At 59.7% G+C, this 17,079-nt stretch carries 16 protein-coding genes, 1 tRNA gene and 1 pseudogene; 4 read left to right on the top strand and 14 right to left on the bottom strand.

Features of this window, described 5'->3' with window-relative positions:
* Window positions 1-97 precede the first annotated feature (97 nt).
* A complete protein-coding gene (locus tag ACFC20_RS01885; RefSeq protein WP_091991089.1) occupies window positions 98-511 on the bottom strand; it encodes a cytochrome c5 family protein in 414 nt (137 codons plus the stop codon).
* 202 nt (window positions 512-713) lie between these two features.
* Between ACFC20_RS01885 and ACFC20_RS01880 the strand changes: the two genes are divergently transcribed.
* Together ACFC20_RS01880 and ACFC20_RS01875 are read left to right on the top strand one after the other, a co-directional pair.
* Entirely contained in the window at window positions 714-1,052 is a 339-nt protein-coding gene (locus tag ACFC20_RS01880; protein ID WP_091990235.1) for a hypothetical protein, read from the top strand.
* Window positions 1,053-1,064: 12 nt separating this feature from the next.
* Window positions 1,065-2,192, top strand: coding sequence for a phospholipase A (locus tag ACFC20_RS01875; RefSeq protein ID WP_375191510.1), 1,128 nt, complete (start codon window positions 1,065-1,067; stop codon window positions 2,190-2,192).
* Between the two features lie 48 nt (window positions 2,193-2,240).
* Here the strand turns inward: ACFC20_RS01875 and ACFC20_RS01870 are convergent, their stop codons facing one another.
* The 12 genes and pseudogenes from ACFC20_RS01870 to ACFC20_RS01815 form a co-directional block, all read right to left on the bottom strand.
* Complete coding sequence (locus ACFC20_RS01870) at window positions 2,241-3,599, bottom strand: phosphomannomutase (protein ID WP_375191509.1); 1,359 nt, start codon at window positions 3,597-3,599, stop codon at window positions 2,241-2,243.
* Between the two features lie 9 nt (window positions 3,600-3,608).
* Window positions 3,609-4,082, bottom strand: a complete 474-nt coding sequence (gene bfr / locus ACFC20_RS01865; RefSeq protein ID WP_091990226.1) for a bacterioferritin — start codon at window positions 4,080-4,082, stop codon at window positions 3,609-3,611.
* A gap of 108 nt (window positions 4,083-4,190) precedes the next feature.
* A complete protein-coding gene (locus tag ACFC20_RS01860; protein ID WP_091990224.1) occupies window positions 4,191-4,397 on the bottom strand; it encodes a bacterioferritin-associated ferredoxin in 207 nt (68 codons plus the stop codon).
* Between the two features lie 98 nt (window positions 4,398-4,495).
* Window positions 4,496-5,791, bottom strand: a complete 1,296-nt coding sequence (pepQ, locus tag ACFC20_RS01855) for a Xaa-Pro dipeptidase (RefSeq protein ID WP_375191508.1) — start codon at window positions 5,789-5,791, stop codon at window positions 4,496-4,498.
* Window positions 5,781-6,697: pseudogene (locus ACFC20_RS01850) on the bottom strand (LysR family transcriptional regulator). Before ACFC20_RS01850 ends, pepQ begins: the two are co-directional and overlap by 11 nt.
* Window positions 6,698-6,772: 75 nt before the next feature.
* The gene (locus ACFC20_RS01845; protein WP_375191507.1) at window positions 6,773-7,783 is read right to left on the bottom strand and encodes an ABC transporter ATP-binding protein; all 1,011 of its coding nucleotides are present in this window, start codon (window positions 7,781-7,783) and stop codon (window positions 6,773-6,775) included.
* Window positions 7,780-8,778: an ABC transporter ATP-binding protein gene (locus ACFC20_RS01840; RefSeq protein WP_375191506.1), complete on the bottom strand. Its 999-nt coding sequence runs from the start codon at window positions 8,776-8,778 to the stop codon at window positions 7,780-7,782. The genes ACFC20_RS01845 and ACFC20_RS01840 overlap by 4 nt, the downstream gene beginning before the upstream one ends.
* Before the next feature lie 4 nt (window positions 8,779-8,782).
* Window positions 8,783-9,715, bottom strand: a complete 933-nt coding sequence (locus ACFC20_RS01835; protein WP_375191505.1) for an ABC transporter permease — start codon at window positions 9,713-9,715, stop codon at window positions 8,783-8,785.
* Entirely contained in the window at window positions 9,712-10,761 is a 1,050-nt protein-coding gene (locus ACFC20_RS01830; RefSeq protein ID WP_091990207.1) for an ABC transporter permease, read from the bottom strand. The genes ACFC20_RS01835 and ACFC20_RS01830 overlap by 4 nt, the downstream gene beginning before the upstream one ends.
* A gap of 77 nt (window positions 10,762-10,838) precedes the next feature.
* Entirely contained in the window at window positions 10,839-12,401 is a 1,563-nt protein-coding gene (locus tag ACFC20_RS01825) for an ABC transporter substrate-binding protein (protein WP_375191504.1), read from the bottom strand.
* Window positions 12,402-12,557: 156 nt separating this feature from the next.
* On the bottom strand, window positions 12,558-13,280 hold the full coding sequence (locus ACFC20_RS01820; RefSeq protein WP_375191503.1) for an LrgB family protein: 723 nt from the start codon (window positions 13,278-13,280) through the stop codon (window positions 12,558-12,560).
* Window positions 13,273-13,632, bottom strand: coding sequence for a CidA/LrgA family protein (locus tag ACFC20_RS01815; protein WP_375191502.1), 360 nt, complete (start codon window positions 13,630-13,632; stop codon window positions 13,273-13,275). The genes ACFC20_RS01820 and ACFC20_RS01815 overlap by 8 nt, the downstream gene beginning before the upstream one ends.
* A gap of 72 nt (window positions 13,633-13,704) precedes the next feature.
* On the opposite strand from ACFC20_RS01815, the gene ACFC20_RS01810 reads away from it, so the two are divergent.
* Together ACFC20_RS01810 and ACFC20_RS01805 are read left to right on the top strand one after the other, a co-directional pair.
* Window positions 13,705-14,250: a YaeQ family protein gene (locus ACFC20_RS01810; protein WP_375191501.1), complete on the top strand. Its 546-nt coding sequence runs from the start codon at window positions 13,705-13,707 to the stop codon at window positions 14,248-14,250.
* Between the two features lie 90 nt (window positions 14,251-14,340).
* Window positions 14,341-14,417: transfer RNA gene (locus ACFC20_RS01805), tRNA-Arg, on the top strand.
* 36 nt (window positions 14,418-14,453) lie between these two features.
* Here ACFC20_RS01805 and ACFC20_RS01800 read toward each other — a convergent pair.
* On the bottom strand, window positions 14,454-17,003 hold the full coding sequence (locus ACFC20_RS01800; RefSeq protein WP_375191500.1) for an EAL domain-containing protein: 2,550 nt from the start codon (window positions 17,001-17,003) through the stop codon (window positions 14,454-14,456).
* Window positions 17,004-17,079: the final 76 nt, after the last annotated feature.

Below are 17,079 nucleotides of genomic sequence, written 5' to 3'. Positions count from 1 at the left end.
CAGCTCACGGGAGGACTTGCACCTCCAGGAGTGCGCCCGTGCCGGGCGCACCAAAAAGCCCCCGAAATCGGGGGCTTTCACGTGCGAGTGCAGCCGGTTACTGGCTTTCTTCGACCATGTACTCAACGGCCGCCTGAATTTCTTCATCCGGACAGTTTGCACAACCGCCCTTGGCCGGCATGGCGTTGAAGCCGTTGATGGCATGGCTGACCAGGGTTTCCAGGCCTTTGTCGACGCGCGGAGCCCAGGCTGCGGTGTCACCAATCTTGGGCGCACCGGCGGCTCCCGTGGAGTGGCACGCCATGCAGACCGCGTCGTAGACTTCGCTGCCTGAACGGGGACCCGCACTGGCGGTTTCGGTGGGTGCCGCGGCACTGCCACATTCCTCGCCCTGCAGGCACACTTCACCAACCGGCGCGATACGGGCACGGATTTCGTCTTCGACACTTGCCATTACGGCGCCGGCTGTCAGGCCCGACAGGACCAGCACAGCAGCCAGGACTCTCTTCATCATCGCAATGCACCTCGCATTTGAGCGTTATAATCGTCGGTCGCCGCATTATAGCGATTGAAACCTGGCAAAAAAACCAAACCGCAAAATCATCGGTCGGTTTTCAGCCGATTTGATTGCGATTTCGTAAGTGAAGGAGTGTTTCCAGGGCAATCCGGTTACCATGGGGTTTGCCGATTTCACACTATTCAGGAACCGTGTCATGAACCATTCGGACCCCGCGTCGCCCCATCCTTTGCGAAAGCCCCTGTTGATTGCTGAATTCTCGGCTCTGGCGATTCTGCTGGCCTCCATGGGCTGGTTCTCAAGCCAGACCAGCGACGGCCAGACCATCAGTGCCGCGTGGTTGCTGGTGCCCGCACTGGCCAGCCTCGGGGTGTTTCTCAGTTTCATCGGGCTGATGTATCTGCGCTGGGTGGCCGCGGCGGACAGCGCCAACCGCTTCAAACACAAACTGATTTTTTCTCTTCTGGCCGTGACCCTGATCGGGGTCTGGATCTACGGCGTTGCCAACACCTGGTTCAGCCTCACCGACGCCTAGGAGACCCGGACCATGAAGCGACCACCCATGCGGGCCGGATCCGTGGGACACCTCGCGATGGCAGCGGCTATGGCCGTCCCGGCCGTCGGCCTGGCGCAGGAAACTCCGGGCACGGCGATACACACACCCGAGCAGTGCGCCCTGATTGAAGACGGCATTCAGCGCCTCGCCTGTTTCGACAGCCTTTACCCGCCGGAGGACCGCCAGGCCGAGGCGCCCGAGCAGGTTCGTGAGGCCGTAGAACGTCGGGCCGAGCAACTGGCACCCAACGGGCGCGACCTTGAAGACACCACAAACGGGACGCCATCGGACGATCCCGACGCCGGCGTGATGGCGGCCCTGATGGAACAGTACGTGGCCGCCGAAAAGGCGGTATTCTCGTTTTCCGGAAGCTTTGTGGGGCACCGGCCCACCTATATTCTGCCGGCCACCTGGGTGAAGGAGCCCAATCCCACACCCTCCAGCCCACGGCTGGGCACCACGGGCTACGACTACGACCTGGAGCGGGAAGAGGCGAAATACCAGATCAGTTTCAAGGTACCCTTGCTGACCGGTCTGCTGGATGACCGGACAACCCTCTGGTTTGGCTACACCCAGACCTCCTTCTGGCAGGTCTACAACCAGGACGATTCCGCGCCTTTCCGGGAAACCAATTATGAGCCGGAAGTGTTCCTGCGCTACCAGGCCGACTGGGACGTAGGCCCCGGGCGGCTTAACGGGGTGACCATCGGTTTCAATCACCAGTCCAACGGCCAGTCCGAGCCTCGCTCGCGCAGCTGGAACCGGATTGTCGGCACCGCGGCCTACAGCTATGACCGGTGGCTGTTCATGGTGCAGCCCTGGTACCGGATTCCGGAAAACAGCAGTGACGATAACTCGGATATTGATCGGTATCTGGGCTACGCCAACTACCACGCGGTCTACAAACTCACCGAAGACCGGACATTTTCCCTTCGACTGATGAACAACCTGCGCTCAGACGACAACAAGACGTCGGTGGAGTTCGGGTACAGCTTTCCGATGGGGGATACCGTCAAGGGGTTTTTCCAGTATTACAACGGCTATGGGGAGAGCCTGATTGACTATAACCACCGGATTCAGCGGTTCGGTATCGGCATTATGCTGAACGATTGGCTCTGACATGGCGCCTCGGCGCAAGACCGTTCGGCACGGTCTCGGGCTTCAGTGCTAGCCCTCTTCGTTCAGTCTCTGCATTTCAGCCAACAGTTCTTCGGTCTTCTCTTCCATCAACGGAATATTCGCCCTTGATTCAACATTCAGCCGCACAACCGGTTCGGTGTTGGACATCCGGAGATTGAAGCGCCAGTCGTCGAATTCGATGCTCACGCCGTCCACATGGCTGACGCTCTTGGCGCCAACGCTGTATTTGGCTTCGATCGCCGCGATGACCTTGGGCGGATTGTCGATGGTGCGGTTGATTTCTCCGCTGGCCGGGTAGGCGTCGATTCTGGCGTCGATCAGTGACGACAGAGTCTGGCCGGACTGGCACAGGCGTTCGGCAACCAGCAGCCAGGGAATCATCCCACTGTCGCAGTAGGCAAAGTCCCGGAAGTAATGGTGGGCACTCATTTCGCCACCATAAACCGCGTCTTCGTCGCGCATGCGCTGCTTTATGAAGGCGTGGCCGGTTTTGCTTTCGACGGCCTGGCCGCCGGCGGCCTTCACCAGATCAATGGTGTTCCAGGTCAGCCTGGGGTCGTGGATCACCTTGCCACCACCGGTCTTGCGCAGGAACTGGTCCGCCAGCAGGCCGACAATGTAGTAGCCCTCGATGAAGCGACCGTTTTCATCGAAGAAGAAGCAGCGGTCGTAATCGCCATCCCAGGCGATACCCATGGCCGCGCCCTGTTCGATCACCGCATCGGCCGTGGCCGCCCGATTTTCCGGAAGGATGGGGTTGGGTACACCGTTGGGGAAATGGCCGTCTGGCTGATGGTGCACTTTCACGAATTCAAAGGGCAGGTGCTGCTCAAGCTCGTCGATCACCAGGCCGGCACCACCGTTACCGGCGTTGCAGACGATGGTCATGGGGCTGAGAGCGGCAGCATCAATGTAGCCCAGGAGATGATCCACGTAGGCGCTCATCACCTCCAGCGGCTCGTACCGGCCCTGCTCAGGGGCATCGGCGAAGGGCTCCAATACTCGATCCCGGATATCGTTCAGGCCGTTGTCGGAACTGATGGGGCGCGATTCGGGCCCGACCATTTTCATGCCGTTGTGGTCTTTCGGGTTATGACTGGCCGTGACCATGATGCCACCGTCCATCTGGTAGTGGCTGGTAGCGAAGTACACCTGCTCGGTACCGCACAGGCCAATGTCGAAGACGTCGGCACCGGCGGCCATCAGGCCCGAGCTGAGCGCCTCGGCAATGTCCGGGCTGGAGAGGCGGATGTCGTAACCGACAATGACTTTTCTGGCGCCGGTGATTTCGACGTAGGCGCGGCCGATTTTCTCGGCAAGAACGGGGTTGAGCTGATCAGGCACACGACCGCGAAGGTCGTATGCCTTGAAGCAGGACAGGTCCATTGTCTGGGTTTACTCCGCGGCGGACTGGAGCTGGATGTAGTTCTGGATACCCATCTGGGAAATCATTTCAAGCTGGGTTTCCAGCCAGTCAATGTGCTCTTCTTCGCTCTCGAGGATGCGGCGGAACAGCTCCCGCGACGCGTAATCCTTCACTTCATCGCAGTAGGCAACCGCTTCCACGTAATCGGCGTGGCCGGCCAGTTCCAGCTTCAGATCGCACTGGAGCATCTCTTCCACGTTCTCACCGATCAGCAGCTTGTTCAGGTCCTGCAGGTTGGGCAGACCTTCGAGGAACAGGATGCGCTCGATGAGCTCGTCAGCGTGCTTCATCTCATCGATGGATTCTTCGTATTCCTTGTCGGCGAGCTTGGTGATGCCCCAGTCCTTGTACATTCTGGAATGCAGGAAATACTGGTTGATGGCAGTCAGCTCGTTGGCAAGAGCCCGATTGAGGTACTGGATGACTTTTTTATCGCCTTTCATAACCGTTTTCCTTGTGTGTTAGCTACCTGAAATTACAAGGATAGACGGTTACGGGCAGATAAAAAACCGCGCCTGTAAAAAGGTCGCAATTGGCAATGGGGATGACTATCAGGCAGGTTGGGCCAGCAGGTTGGCAAGGGCCAGATAATCCGTGGAACGGCTCTCGCGAAGGATCTCCCGCGCGGTGCAGGCGCAGCGACCGCATTGGGTGCCCACACCCAGCTCCTTACCCAGCTGGCGCATGGAGGACACGCCGTTTTCAGCCGCTTCGCGAATTTCCCGGTCGGTAACCCCGTGGCAAAGGCAGACGTACATAAAATTGACTCACCAACGCTGTAATAGTTAGTAAGAATTATTGTTATTCACATCTGGAATTGCAAGCCCTTTGTATCAATTTTGTGCAACGGAGTGTTTCAGTCCGTTGTCTGTTCCCTGGTGAGATTGCGTCGTCCGGCGTCGGTCACAACCACATTGTCCTCAATCCGGATACCGCCACAGCCCCGGAGCCGGTCAATCAGCTCCAGATTCAGAAACTGGCCCAACTCACCTTCTATCAGGGGGTCAAGCAGCGAGGGAATGAAGTACAGACCCGGCTCGATGGTCACCACCATCCCCGGCTCCAGTCTGCGGGTCAGGCGTAGAAACGGTGCGTCTGTAGGCGCGGGCGTTGGCTTGCCGGCCACATCGTGTACCTGAACACCCAGCAAATGCCCGACTCCATGAGGAAAGAAGGCCCTGGTGATGCCCCGGTCAACGATGTCCTGATCGGCTATCCCTTTTACCAGCCCGGCTGACGAAAGCAGGGCGGCAATTCCCTGGTGAGCCTTCCGATGGATATCGATGTAATCGACCCCGGCAGCCACCATGTCGCAAAGCCGGATCTGAAGTTGCTCCAGCCCCTGAATCAGAGCCGCAAAATGCGGCTCGCCAGGCCCTGCCGTGGTGCGCGTGATGTCGGAGCAATAGCCACGGAAACGGACCCCGGCATCGATCAGCAGGCTGCGGGGCTGAGCGGGCGGCCGGGTATCGTAGTACTGGTAATGCAGGGTACCGGCATGTTCATTCAGGCCGATGATACTGTGGTAGGGCGCCTCGGTCTCCCGCTGGAGGGTGGCGCGCTGGTAAGCCAGACTGATATCAAACTCGGTCTCGCCGGCGAGGAAGGCTTCCCGGGCGGCGGCGTGGCCCGCCAGGGCCCGCCTGTTGGCCTCTGCCAGACATTCAATTTCGTAGCCGGTCTTGCGCACGCGGGTTTCGTCCAGGTCCCGCAACAGTCCTTCCGGGTTGGCGTCTCCGGGCAGGCCGGAGACCAGGGCCGGGTCGCCGATCACCGCCAGGCTGCCGGGATCATCCAGCACCGGCGCCTCGGGCGAAGCGCTGCTCCGCACCTCGATGAAATCCTGCCAGGGTTCTTCCGAAAGCGTTGGGTTCGCGTGCCAGAAGTCGACCGGCTCAAACAGCCAGAGCATCGGTTTGTGACCAACCCGAACCCAAAGCCAGCAGTGCTCGCGCCCGGCGAGTCCCGTCCAGTGCAGAAACGGCCCGAAGCCCTGGAAGTGCCAGGCCTGGTCATCGCCATAGCGGTAGGGCGCGGCACCGGAAGCGATCAGCAGGCTGTCGTAGCCGTGGTCTGCCAGTGCCGACTCGTACCGGCTCTGCAGTTCACGCAGGTGATCATTTTGCAGTGACAACAGCGCTTCATGAGACATAGACATCTTCCAGTGTTTTCCAGAGCGCCCGCAGATCCTCGGAGCGGGGTTCCTGCAGGCGGATCAGGCGAATTTCCAGAGGCACGTCCCAGCGTTCATCACCGGCACGCACCAGACTGCCAAACTGCTCGCTTTTCTCGGTCATGCGCCGTGGCAGCCAGCCCATGCCAAATCCCTGTTTGACCAGCGCCTTGATATGGCGGACTGGGTATTTTCGTTCAGGGGCAGCAGATTGGCGCTCAGGCCACGACGGGCAAGATGGCCCTCAATGGCCGACTGCAGGAAACCACGCCTGTGGTACGCAATCAGCGGCACCGGCTGATCCGGAAGGCCCGGCAAGGCAAAGCGGGGCTGGCCGAGATCATCTGCCACGCTGACCGGCACCAGCGATTCGCGCGCCAGTACCAGCCATTGATAGGTGTCTGCGGTCAGCCGTCCGCCCCAGGGCAGGTCCGGGTGCCAGTAACACAGCACCAGATCGCATTCGCCACCGTCGAGGGCTTCGAGGAACTGCTCGCCCACCCAGCTGGTGGCGTTCAGATTCAGCTGCAGCCGCTCGGCAATGCCCGCATCTTTTGCCCAGCCCTGGTAAAAGTGCGAAAACAGGCCCTGGGTAGAGCCAACGCTGATCCTGGCGGAGACTTCCGCCTCCAGGGCCGAAATTCGATCACGGGTGTCGCGGACATCCCGGATAATCCGCTCACACAGCTCCCGGAATATTTCTCCCGCCGGCGTCAGCGAGAGCGGCAGTGTCTGACGGTTGACCAGCGTACTGCCCATGGATTCTTCCAGCAGCTTGATCCGGCGACTGAACGTAGGCTGGCTCACGTGCTGCAGCTCGGCGGCACGTGAGAAATGGCGCGTGCGGGCCAGCGCCAGAAAATCTTCCAACCAGCGTACTTCCATGGGTTTACCTGAGGAGGTGTCGTCGTATTGATGCCAGAGCAGTTGCTGGCATCATAGCCTATCGCGGCAGCGCCTTTACAACCTGCCCTCGTCTACCGCATGGCAGGCAACCTGGGTACCGGCATCGGTGGTGATCAGTTGCGGCACCTCCTGCCGGCAGCGCTCATTGGCATAGGGGCAACGCCCGTGGAACACGCAGCCTGACGGCAGATTGACCGGCGTGGGCACCTCCCCTTTCAGGCGGATGTGGTTGGGGCGGTCGTCCTCCAGTTTCGGAATCGCGGACAGCAGCGCCTGGGTGTAGGGATGCCGGGGCGCGGAAAACAGCGTTTTCGTGTCCGCCAGCTCACACACCCGCCCCAGGTACATCACCGCCACCCGGGTGCCAAAGTGCTCCACCACCGCCAGATCGTGGGTGATAAACAGGTAGGTGAGCCCCCGGCTTTCCTGGGCGTCCATGAGCAGGTTCAGCACCTGGGCCTGAATCGACACGTCCAGGGCCGAGATGGGCTCGTCGGCGACGATGAACTCCGGATCCACCGCCAACGCCCGGGCAATGGCGATCCGCTGGCGCTGGCCACCGGAGAACTCATGGCCGAAGCGGCTGCCCCAGTCCGGATCAATACCCACCGAATGCATCACTTCATGAATCTTGTCGCGCACCCGGGCCGGCGACCAGTCCGGATGGTGGAAACGGATCGGCTCTTCCAGGGTCTGCTGGATGGTCATGCGCGGATTCAGGGAGGCGTAAGGATTCTGGAAGATCATCTGCATCTTGCGCCGGTATGGCAGAGAGTCCTTGCGCTCGAGATGGTCGATACGCTGACCGTCGTAGTGGATCTCGCCGGCGCTGGGCGACAGCAGGCCCATAACGGTCCGGGCCACGGTGGACTTACCACAGCCGGATTCGCCCACCACACAAAGCGCTTCGCCCTTCTGCACGTTCAGATCCACGCCGTTTATGGCATGAACCGCTTCCTGTTTCCGGCGGAAACGACCACCCTCGAAAGTAATCTGCTCCAGCAGGCTGCCGGACAGATCAAAGCGCTTCTCAAGACCGCGAATACTTACCAGGGGGGAGGTCATGATTCGGCCTCCTGCATGCGTTTCTCCTGTTCAATCAGGTTGGCAACTTCGTAACAGGCCACGTTCACGTTGCCCGAACGGACATACTCCGGCATCGCCTGCTTGCACTGCTCGGTGGCGAACTTGCAGCGGGGGTGGAACGGACAGCCCGAGGGTACGTTCTTGAGCGACGGCATGGAGCCGGGAATCTGGAACAGACGCTCGCCGGGCTCGCCCATCTGCGGCAGCGCATTGATCAGCCCCTGGGTGTAGGGGTGCTGGGCATCGTTGATGATTTCCCGGGTGGGGCCCTGCTCAATGATCCGGCCGGAGTACATGACCAGCATCCGCTGGGTCACCTGGGACACCACACCCAGATCGTGGGTAATCAGCATCAGCGCCACATTTTCCTGCTCGCACAGGTTCAGCAGCAGGTCCATGATTTCCGCCTGGATGGTCACATCCAGGGCCGTGGTCGGCTCATCCGCGATAATGATTTCCGGGTCCAGTAGCAGGGCGATGGCAATGATCACCCGCTGGCGCATACCGCCAGACAGCTCATGGGGGTACTGGTCCAGACGCTTCTCCGGCGAGGGAATCTGCACTTTCTGCAGCCGGTCCAGGGCAATGGCCCGGGCCTCTTTCTTGCAGATCTTCCGATGGGCAAGAATGGCTTCCACCATCTGGGTGCCGATGGTGAGCACAGGGTTCAGGGTCATCATCGGGTCCTGGAAGATCATGGCAATCCGGTTGCCGCGGATTTTGCGCAGCTCCCGCTCGCTCATGGCCGCCAGATCCTTGCCTTCGAACAGGATCTGGCCGCCGGCGATGTAGCCCGGCTTGGCGATCAGGTTGAGAATCGAGAACGCCGCCACCGATTTACCGGCACCGGACTCGCCCACCAGTCCCAGGCGTTCGCCCTTGTCCAGAGAAAAGCTGATACCGCGCAGCGCGGTCAGGTCGCCACCACGCACCGCAAAACGCACATCCAGATCTTTCACTTCCAACAGTGCCATGGTGTTACCCCTTGTACAGCCGTGGGTTCATCACATCCCGCAACCAGTCACCTAACAGATTGATGACCAGCACGAGCACCACCAGCACCAGGCCCGGGATCAGGGTGATCCACCAGGAACCGCTCTGGATGTAATCAAAGCCGGACTTGATCAGCGACCCCAGCGATGGCTGGGTCTCCGGCATACCAAGACCCAGGAACGACAGCGCCGCCTCGGAAATGATGGCGTTAGCGATCTGCACCGTGGCAATAACGAAAATCGGCGACAGGGTATTGGGCAGGATATGCCGGAACATGATCCGGCGGGTGCCGAAGCCCATCACCTTGGCCGCATCCACATACTCTTTTTTCTTCTCCGCCAGCACAGAGGCGCGCACGGTCCGGGCAATCTGCGGCCACTCGGCAACACCGATGATGAAGATCAGCATGTAGATGGCGATCTCACCAAACATCAGGTTGCCGAAGCTCGCCTTGAACACGGCGCCTACGATAATGGCCACCATCAGCGTGGAGAACGACAGCTGCACGTCGGCGATGCGCATCAGCACCGCGTCCACCTTACCGCCCAGGTAGCCGGCCAGCAGACCAAAGAGAATCCCCAGAAACGCCTGCAGGACCACCGCACCAAAGCCGATCATCAGGGACACCCGGGTGCCGTAGAGGATGGTCGAGAGCAGGTCCCGGCCCTGGGCGTCCGTGCCCAGGGGGAAGGCGGGATCCGCTCCGCTCATGCCCACCGGGGGCAGTTCGGAGTTCATGATGTTGATCTGCGCCAGATCGTAGGGATCGGTCGGGGCCAGCAGCGGGGCAAACACAGCGGCCAGCACCATCAGCAGCAACACCGCAAAGCTGGCAATGGCCACCTTGTCGCGCTTGAAGCTGTACCAGAAAAAGGACTCGCGGAAGCGGTCCCAGCGGGAAACCGTTGCCGTTGTCATGCTTTCTTACCTGTCAGTTTGACGGTGGGGTTCACCAGACCGTAGATCAGGTCCACCAGGGTGTTGGTAATCACGAAGATGAGGCCCACCACCATCAGGTAAGCCACGATCAGCGGGATGTCGCTGCGGGTGATGGCCTCCAGGAACATCAACCCCACGCCCGGCCACTGGAACACGGTTTCCGTGAGAATGGTGTAGGCCACCATGATGCCGATCTGCACGCCGCCGACGGTGATCACCGGCAGCATGGTGTTCTTGAGCGCGTGCAGGAAGTTGATGCGACCAGCGCTGAGACCCTTGGCCCGCGCATAGCGGATGTAATCGCTCTGCAGCACTTCCATCATCTCCGCACGGATCAGACGGATGAACAGGGGCAGCATGATTGAGGCCAGGGAAACCGATGGCAACACCAGATGCATCAGCCCGCCGCTTGAGAAAAACCCGGATTCCCAGGTGCCGAACAGATGGGTGAGCTCATCACCCCGCCCGTAGGACGGCAACCCTCCCTCGGTGGAAAAGAAGTCGTTCAGCCATTGCCCCCAGCCGGTATCCGACGGAAACCAGTTCACCGTCACACCGATGGAGAACAACTGAATCAACACAATGGCCGTCAGGAACACCGGGATGGATATCCCCACGGTGCTGACACCCATAAAGAATTTGGAGAGCCATGCCTGGGGCCGGATTGCGGCATAGACACCGATAGGCACGGACAGAAACACGATAATGAGGCTGGCACCAATCACCAGCTCCAGGGTCGCCGGAAGATGTTCGGCGATCACCTCAAGGGTCGGCTTGCTGTAGAAATAGGAGTTGCCCAGGTCGCCCTGAAGCGCATTGCCCGCAAATCGCAGGTATTGCACAAGCATCGGGTCGTTCAGACCGAGTTCCTCACGAATGGCTTCCCGCTCCTCCTCGGAGACGGACATACCCACCATCTCCTGAAGCGGGTCCCCAAGGCCGTCCTGAATGGCAAAGGCGATCACGCTGATCACGAACATGACCAGAACCGCCTGGGAAATCCGCTGTACCAAAAACGCTAGCATGGAAAGTGTCCGGATAAGGCTTGCAAACAAACGGCCGGCGCCGGATCACTCCAGCGCCGGCCGGCCATCAAAGGCAATTACTCAATGACCAGGTCACCCAGGTAGGGGAAGTTCATGACGTTGAGCACCGGCTCAATGTTCACGTTCTTCTTGGACGCCCAGGCCAGGTCCTGCCAGTGCAGCGGAATGAAAGCCGCATCCTCGTACAGGCGCTGTTCCACTTCCTTGAGCATGGCCGCCCGCTTCTCCAGATCGGTCTCGACGTTGGCCTTGTTCACCAGCGCGTCGATTTCCGGGTTGCAGTAGTTACCAGCGTTGTACTGGCCGGCACCGGTTTCGGTATTCGGGCAGAAGGTCAGGAACTCGAAGAAGTTGGCGGAATCCTCGGTGTCGGCGTGCCAGCCGATCATCATCATGTCCGCAGCGCGGTTGTCATACTCCGGCCAGTACTGGGCCTTCGGCAGTGTTTTCAGGTCCACCTTGATGTTGATGCGCGCCAGCATGGCCGCGACCGCCTGGGCGATCTTGTCGTCGTTCACGTAGCGGTTGTTGGGCGCCATCATGGTGATGGTGAAGCCGTCCTCATAGCCGGCTTCTTTCATCAGCTGCTGGGCCTTGGCCACATCAAAGCGTGGTGTCAGGGACGCGTTGTGGCCCTGGTAGCCTTCCGGTGACATCTGCGCCGCCGGGGTGGCGAAGCCTTTCATGATCTTGGCGGCAATGCCTTCCTGGTTGATGGCGTAGGCAATGGCCTGGCGAACCTTGGGGTTCTTGAACGCTTCCACCCGATCCTGGTTCATGTGGAACAGAATGATCCGGGTACCGCTCATGGTGACCAGGTTGACGTTCTTGTCCTTGCGAATCCGCTCCAGATCATTGGGCGGCACCGGGGCAATGAAGTCCACACCGCCAGAGAGCAGGGCCGACACGCGGGTGGCGTTCTCCTTGATTGGTGTCAGGGTGATGGTGCCAACGTTGCCCGGAGATTCGGTATCCCAGTAATCGTCAAAACGCTCGAATTCCACCCGAACGCCCTGTTGACGGTCGGTGATGACATAGGGACCAGTACCGGAGAGATTTTCCGAGGCAAAGGAGTTGCCGTGCTTAACAATGGCGCTCTTGTCCTCGCCGCCCTCGGTTTTGCCGGTGTAGAACTCGCTGTCCATCGGGAAGATGTAGGTGGCGGTATTCAGCAACAGGGGGTAGGGCTCTTTGGTGACCAGCTCGAAGGTGTAGTCGTCGATCACCTTGAGTTCGCTGAACGGCTGGAAGATCGCCTTGTAATCGGGGCTCTGCTTGAGACGCTCAAAAGTGAACTTCACGTCCTTGGCGGTCAGCTCATTGCCGGAATGGAACTTGACCCCTTCCCTGAGCTTGAAACGCATGGTGTTCTCATCAATGCGTTCCCAGCTCTTGGCCAGGCGCGGCTCGAACTGCAGATCCGAGGTCCAGCGAATCAGCGGGTCGAAGGTCATGTGGCTGAGCTGCAGCATACCGCCAGACAGCTGCTCATGAATATCAAGGGTCACGGGGTCGGCGTCGTACGCCATCTTCAGTTCCTTGGTTGCCTCGGCAGACAGGGCTACCGGCGCCGTTGCCAGGGCCATGGAACCGACAAATGCTGCTATCAGTTTTTTCATCGCGTTTTCCGTCGCTGTTTTAAGAATTTTCACGGAACATCGGCGCAGAACGGCGCCGAATGCCTGGCCAACAAGCTAGTCTCGGAAACCACGTAGGGCAATCGAAATTACGACAAGGGCCTATACGCCAGGTGAATGACCCGATTTGGCGCAGGGTTATAGCCTGAAAACGAGAGGCAGAATCAGGGCGGTGAACACCCCGGTGAGGCCCATGCCCAGTGACGCAAAGGCGCCAGCGGCAGGGCTGATTTCAAACGCGCGCGCAGTCCCGATGGCATGGCCATTGAGGCCCAGGGCGAAGCCCAGAATCCGTTCATCTTTCACCGGCAACAGTCGGGCAAACAGGTCAACGAAGAGGGTTGCCACCACGCCGGTGATCAACAGGCCACCCATCATCAGGGGCACCGAACCACCCAGCTGCTCGGTAATGCCAATGGCAATGGGTGCCGTTACCGACTTGGGCGCCAGCGACGCCAGCACCTCCGGCGTGGCGCCCAGGGCCCAGCCGATGACAAGGGCGTAGACGGCAGCCATGGTAGCGGCGACCGGCAGAGTGACCAGAATCGGGCGCCACATGGCACGGATATGGTGCATTTGCTGGTACAACGGAATGCCGAGGGCCACGGTGGCAGGCCCGAGCAACACGGTGAGCCACTGGGCGCCCTGTCGGTAATCGCGATAATCAATCGCCAGAACGGCAATCACACCCGCCAGCAGGCAGGCCGCGAGCACCACAGGCGGCAGCCACAGCGGCCTGCCAAAGCGGTTAAACAGCCAGTTACCGGCAAAGAACGCGCCGAGGGTCAGGCCGATGGCCAGAACCGGAGTTGCCGCCAGCACATCCAGTAGCGCCTGGGAGCGCGCAAGAAGCTCACTCACGTTCTGACACTCCCCGGGCCGTTACCCACTTCATCAGTAACAGGGTGGTCAGCACGCTGAGCAGGGTCCCCAGCAACAGCGCCGCGGCCACTGCCAGCCACTGCCCGGAGAACTGACTGGCGGTAAAGAACACCCCCACCACTCCCGGCATGATCAGCAGTACCAGCACCGAAATCAGCCCCTGGCTGGCCGTTGCCAGCGCATCGCTCACGCTGCCCTTCACCATCAGAGTAAAGGTAATCAGCACCATCCCGAGCACACCACCACTGACCGGGAGCGTCAGCAGCAGGCGCACGGACTCGCCGAGTATGAAAAACAGCACCAGAACCAGAAAACCACGCAACAGCGGCATGCACTTACATCCAACGGAAAGAATTGCATTACACTAGCCAAACTCCCACCACGATACCATCGCAGGAAGCCCATGGCGCTCAAAGCAACCGTTCTGAAAGCGACCCTCAACATCGCCGACATGGACCGCCACTACTACGCCGACCACCATCTCACACTGGCCCAGCACCCGTCGGAAACCGACCAGCGAATGATGCTGCGACTGCTGGCCTTCGCCCTGAACGCCAGCGACACCCTGGAATTCACCCGTGGCCTGAGCACCGATGACGAACCGGAGCTCTGGCAGAGGGACCTGACCGGAGAGATTGAACTCTGGATCGAGCTGGGGTTACCCGAAGAAGACCGGTTGCGGAAAGCCTGCAACAAGGCGGCGCAGGTGATCCTCTACACTTACGGCGACCGCGCCTTTACCGTCTGGTGGGACAAACATCATGGCAAGCTGGAGCGCTTCGACAACCTCCGTGTTGTGCACCTCCCTGGCGAGGGTACCGAAGCGCTTACCGCCCTTGCCGAGCGTTCCATGGCGTTTCAGGTGACCATCCAGGACGGCGAAGTGACCTTCAGCAACGACACCAGCCTGGCCTCAATCACACCCGAACCACAGCTGCATGAAACCTGAGCCGGCGACTTGCCCGCGGGGGCTGGACAGCGGCGAGCTTCGCACGTAAGATTGCGCACTCGAAATCGGCGAGCCCTCGCCGTGCTCGAAGCGCCCGTAGCTCAGCTGGATAGAGCGTTGCCCTCCGGAGGCAAAGGTCATAGGTTCGAATCCTATCGGGCGCGCCATTATTCGAAAGGCCTGCGTGAGAGCGCGGGCCTTTTTTATCGGCCCACGATTGCCTCAACCCGCCCCCGCGCAAAAGCATCAACATCCACTGGCCGGCCGAAATAAAACCCCTGAAACCGATCGCAGCCCAGTTCGCTCAGCAGCCGGTGCTGCTCGGCCGTTTCCACGCCCTCGGCCACCACTTTCATGCCCAGCTTGTGGGACAGGGTGATGATGGTTTCTATGATCACCCATTCGCTCCGGGAAACGTCGTGCTCCGCCTTTTGTACGAAGGCCTTGTCGATCTTGACTTCGTCGAACGGCAGGCTGGACAGATAAGCCATTGAAGAGTAGCCAGTGCCAAAATCATCCATGGCGATCCGGATGCCGGTTTCCCTGAGTGCTGTCATTTTCACCAGAGCATCATCCAGATCGTCCAGAACCATGGATTCGGTCACTTCCAGGCACAGGCGGGCTGGATTGATGCCATGCCGCCCGACCGTTTCCATGACCCGCACAACAAAGTCGGGTTCGTGGAACTGTTTTGAGCTGACATTCACCGAAAGTATCAGCGAACCAAGCTCGGGATCCTCGGACCAACGGGCAAGCTGGGCACAGGCCGCGTCAATCACCCACTGTCCCAGGGGCAAAATCAGGCCGTTGGCTTCGGCAATCGGGATAAAATCGGACGGCGGTATGTATCCGAGTTCGGGATGGTGCCAGCGCAGCAGCGCTTCCACTCCCTCACACTGCCCTGCCAACCCCACCTGCGTCTGGTAGACCAGCGTCAGCTCCTGTCTTTCAATGGCACGCCGGAGCTCAATTTCCAGGCGAAAGCGGGATTCCAGTATCGACTGAACGCCAGGGTCGTGGAACCGCACCCTGCTCCGACCTACCGACTTGGCCTCATACATGGCAGCGTCGGCCCTTTTGAGCAACTCCTCCCGGGACAGATCGTCGCCCTTGAAAAGAACGATGCCCATGCTCGCCCCACACCGGTATTCATAACCGCCCAGATTGACCGGCTCGCCGAGGATTCTGAGCAGGGTTTCTGCAAGCTTTTCCGCATTCCGGGCTGCACTCTCTTCAGTGGTGCCCAGCTCGTTGGCAATGATCACGAACTCGTCACCGCCGAGTCGGGCGACCGTGTCGCATTCGCGGAGGTTCTCGGTCAACAGTCGCGCCAGGCCTATCAGCAGTCTATCGCCAAAGGAGTGGCCGAGACTGTCATTGAGCGTTTTGAAGTCGTCCAGATCAATGTAGAGCAACGCGCCAAACTGCCCATGTCTGGCCGAGGCAGCAAGGGCGCAGTCGATGCGATCCTCGAACAATCGGCGATTCGGCAAGCCGGTCAGTTCATCAAAGAATGCCAGTTGGTGAATACGCTCTTCCGATCGCTTCTGCTCGGTGATGTCGTTAATGAAGCCGCTCCAGACTACACTGCCATTGCCCAGGCGCTCCGGGATCGAATTACCCTGAAGCCAGCGCTCCTCGCCATCAATCTTTACCCGAAATTTATGCTTCCAGGCGCTCAGAGTGTCCGCCGACTCGCGAATTGACGCTTTGAGCCCGACAATATCGTCGTGATGAACAAAACCAAAGACCGTACTGACACCCGCACGTACATCCTCTGCCGTAACGCCAAGCACTGATTCGATCGCGTCGCTGGCATAAGGAAAGTGGGTGTGGCCATCCGCGTCTATCTGGAACTGGTACACCATGCCCGGAAGACGGCTGACAAGCTTCTGAAATCTGTTGTCAATTCGCTGCGCTTCCTGCTCGGAGCGGGCGGCCAAAGCATCCAGGGCAAGGATCCTGTGTCGCAGAATGACTGTTAGCGTGGACACAACCAGAATAAACACACTCGCAATGACGGCGAGCGTTACGATAAGCCTCTCGTCCATGTTTTCGCCAAATTGCCCAACAACACTGGGCTGGTCGGCGGGGATGAACACAGTCGCCGCCATGGCCACGTAGTGAAGGCTGGAAATGGCCAATCCCATGAGAATGGCGGTTGCCAGCTTGAAAACGCCGCCGGACAGTCGAACCGGAAACCGCGCCTCCAATGACTTGATTGCCCGGGGCACGATCAGAGCCAGACTTGCCATGAAAACGGCAACCAAAATGGACGCAACAAACAGGCCGGGCTGGTACACCATTTGCGCATCCACGATCATGCCACCCATACCGACGTAATGCATCACGCCGATCCCGGCACCCATGATGGTACCGCCGAGAATAATGGCCCTGGCTCCTGGTTCGGGTTGTCGCAGAACACTCAGGCCGGCATAACCGGCAAGGACAGCAGGCAGCACCGAGACCAAAGTGGGTAATGGGTCGAAATAGACCTCGATGGGCAGTCGAAAAGCGACCATGCCCACAAAATGCATGGTCCACACCCCAACGCCCATTGCCAGCGCGCCAATGAGATGCCAGCGTCGCACAGCGCTGGGGGATTCCGATGCCCGCATCAGGTCAACATGACTAACGCTGGCAAAGGCCGCGAATATCGCCACCAACACAGAAACCGCAACCAGAGGCAGAGAATACTGGCCAGCCAAGGCTTGCCCCAGAGATGTGCTGGCGTCGGCGAAGTGGAGTTGCATAAAAGCCGGTTCATTTTCACTGGATGTGTCGCCACTATAGCTGGATCCAGGCCTTCCTTGTGTTAAATGAGCCGTT

The sequence above is a fragment of the Marinobacter sp. genome, from assembly GCF_041984545.1.
Lineage (GTDB): Bacteria > Pseudomonadota > Gammaproteobacteria > Pseudomonadales > Oleiphilaceae > Marinobacter.
The sequence above is the reverse complement of the archived record's forward strand: the minus strand, read 5'-3'. Positions and strand labels throughout refer to the sequence as shown.

What these genes read in the sequence shown, in the direction of transcription:
- ACFC20_RS01885 (WP_091991089.1), bottom strand. Translation starts at nt 511, where the DNA reads ATGAAGAGAGTCCTGGCTGCTGTGCTGGTCCTGTCGGGCCTGACAGCC.
- ACFC20_RS01880 (WP_091990235.1), top strand. Translation starts at nt 714, where the DNA reads ATGAACCATTCGGACCCCGCGTCGCCCCATCCTTTGCGAAAGCCCCTG.
- ACFC20_RS01875 (WP_375191510.1), top strand. Translation starts at nt 1,065, where the DNA reads ATGAAGCGACCACCCATGCGGGCCGGATCCGTGGGACACCTCGCGATG.
- ACFC20_RS01870 (WP_375191509.1), bottom strand. Translation starts at nt 3,599, where the DNA reads ATGGACCTGTCCTGCTTCAAGGCATACGACCTTCGCGGTCGTGTGCCT.
- bfr (WP_091990226.1), bottom strand. Translation starts at nt 4,082, where the DNA reads ATGAAAGGCGATAAAAAAGTCATCCAGTACCTCAATCGGGCTCTTGCC.
- ACFC20_RS01860 (WP_091990224.1), bottom strand. Translation starts at nt 4,397, where the DNA reads ATGTACGTCTGCCTTTGCCACGGGGTTACCGACCGGGAAATTCGCGAA.
- pepQ (WP_375191508.1), bottom strand. Translation starts at nt 5,791, where the DNA reads ATGTCTCATGAAGCGCTGTTGTCACTGCAAAATGATCACCTGCGTGAA.
- ACFC20_RS01845 (WP_375191507.1), bottom strand. Translation starts at nt 7,783, where the DNA reads ATGACCTCCCCCCTGGTAAGTATTCGCGGTCTTGAGAAGCGCTTTGAT.
- ACFC20_RS01840 (WP_375191506.1), bottom strand. Translation starts at nt 8,778, where the DNA reads ATGGCACTGTTGGAAGTGAAAGATCTGGATGTGCGTTTTGCGGTGCGT.
- ACFC20_RS01835 (WP_375191505.1), bottom strand. Translation starts at nt 9,715, where the DNA reads ATGACAACGGCAACGGTTTCCCGCTGGGACCGCTTCCGCGAGTCCTTT.
- ACFC20_RS01830 (WP_091990207.1), bottom strand. Translation starts at nt 10,761, where the DNA reads ATGCTAGCGTTTTTGGTACAGCGGATTTCCCAGGCGGTTCTGGTCATG.
- ACFC20_RS01825 (WP_375191504.1), bottom strand. Translation starts at nt 12,401, where the DNA reads ATGAAAAAACTGATAGCAGCATTTGTCGGTTCCATGGCCCTGGCAACG.
- ACFC20_RS01815 (WP_375191502.1), bottom strand. Translation starts at nt 13,632, where the DNA reads ATGCCGCTGTTGCGTGGTTTTCTGGTTCTGGTGCTGTTTTTCATACTC.
- ACFC20_RS01810 (WP_375191501.1), top strand. Translation starts at nt 13,705, where the DNA reads ATGGCGCTCAAAGCAACCGTTCTGAAAGCGACCCTCAACATCGCCGAC.
- ACFC20_RS01800 (WP_375191500.1), bottom strand. Translation starts at nt 17,003, where the DNA reads ATGCAACTCCACTTCGCCGACGCCAGCACATCTCTGGGGCAAGCCTTG.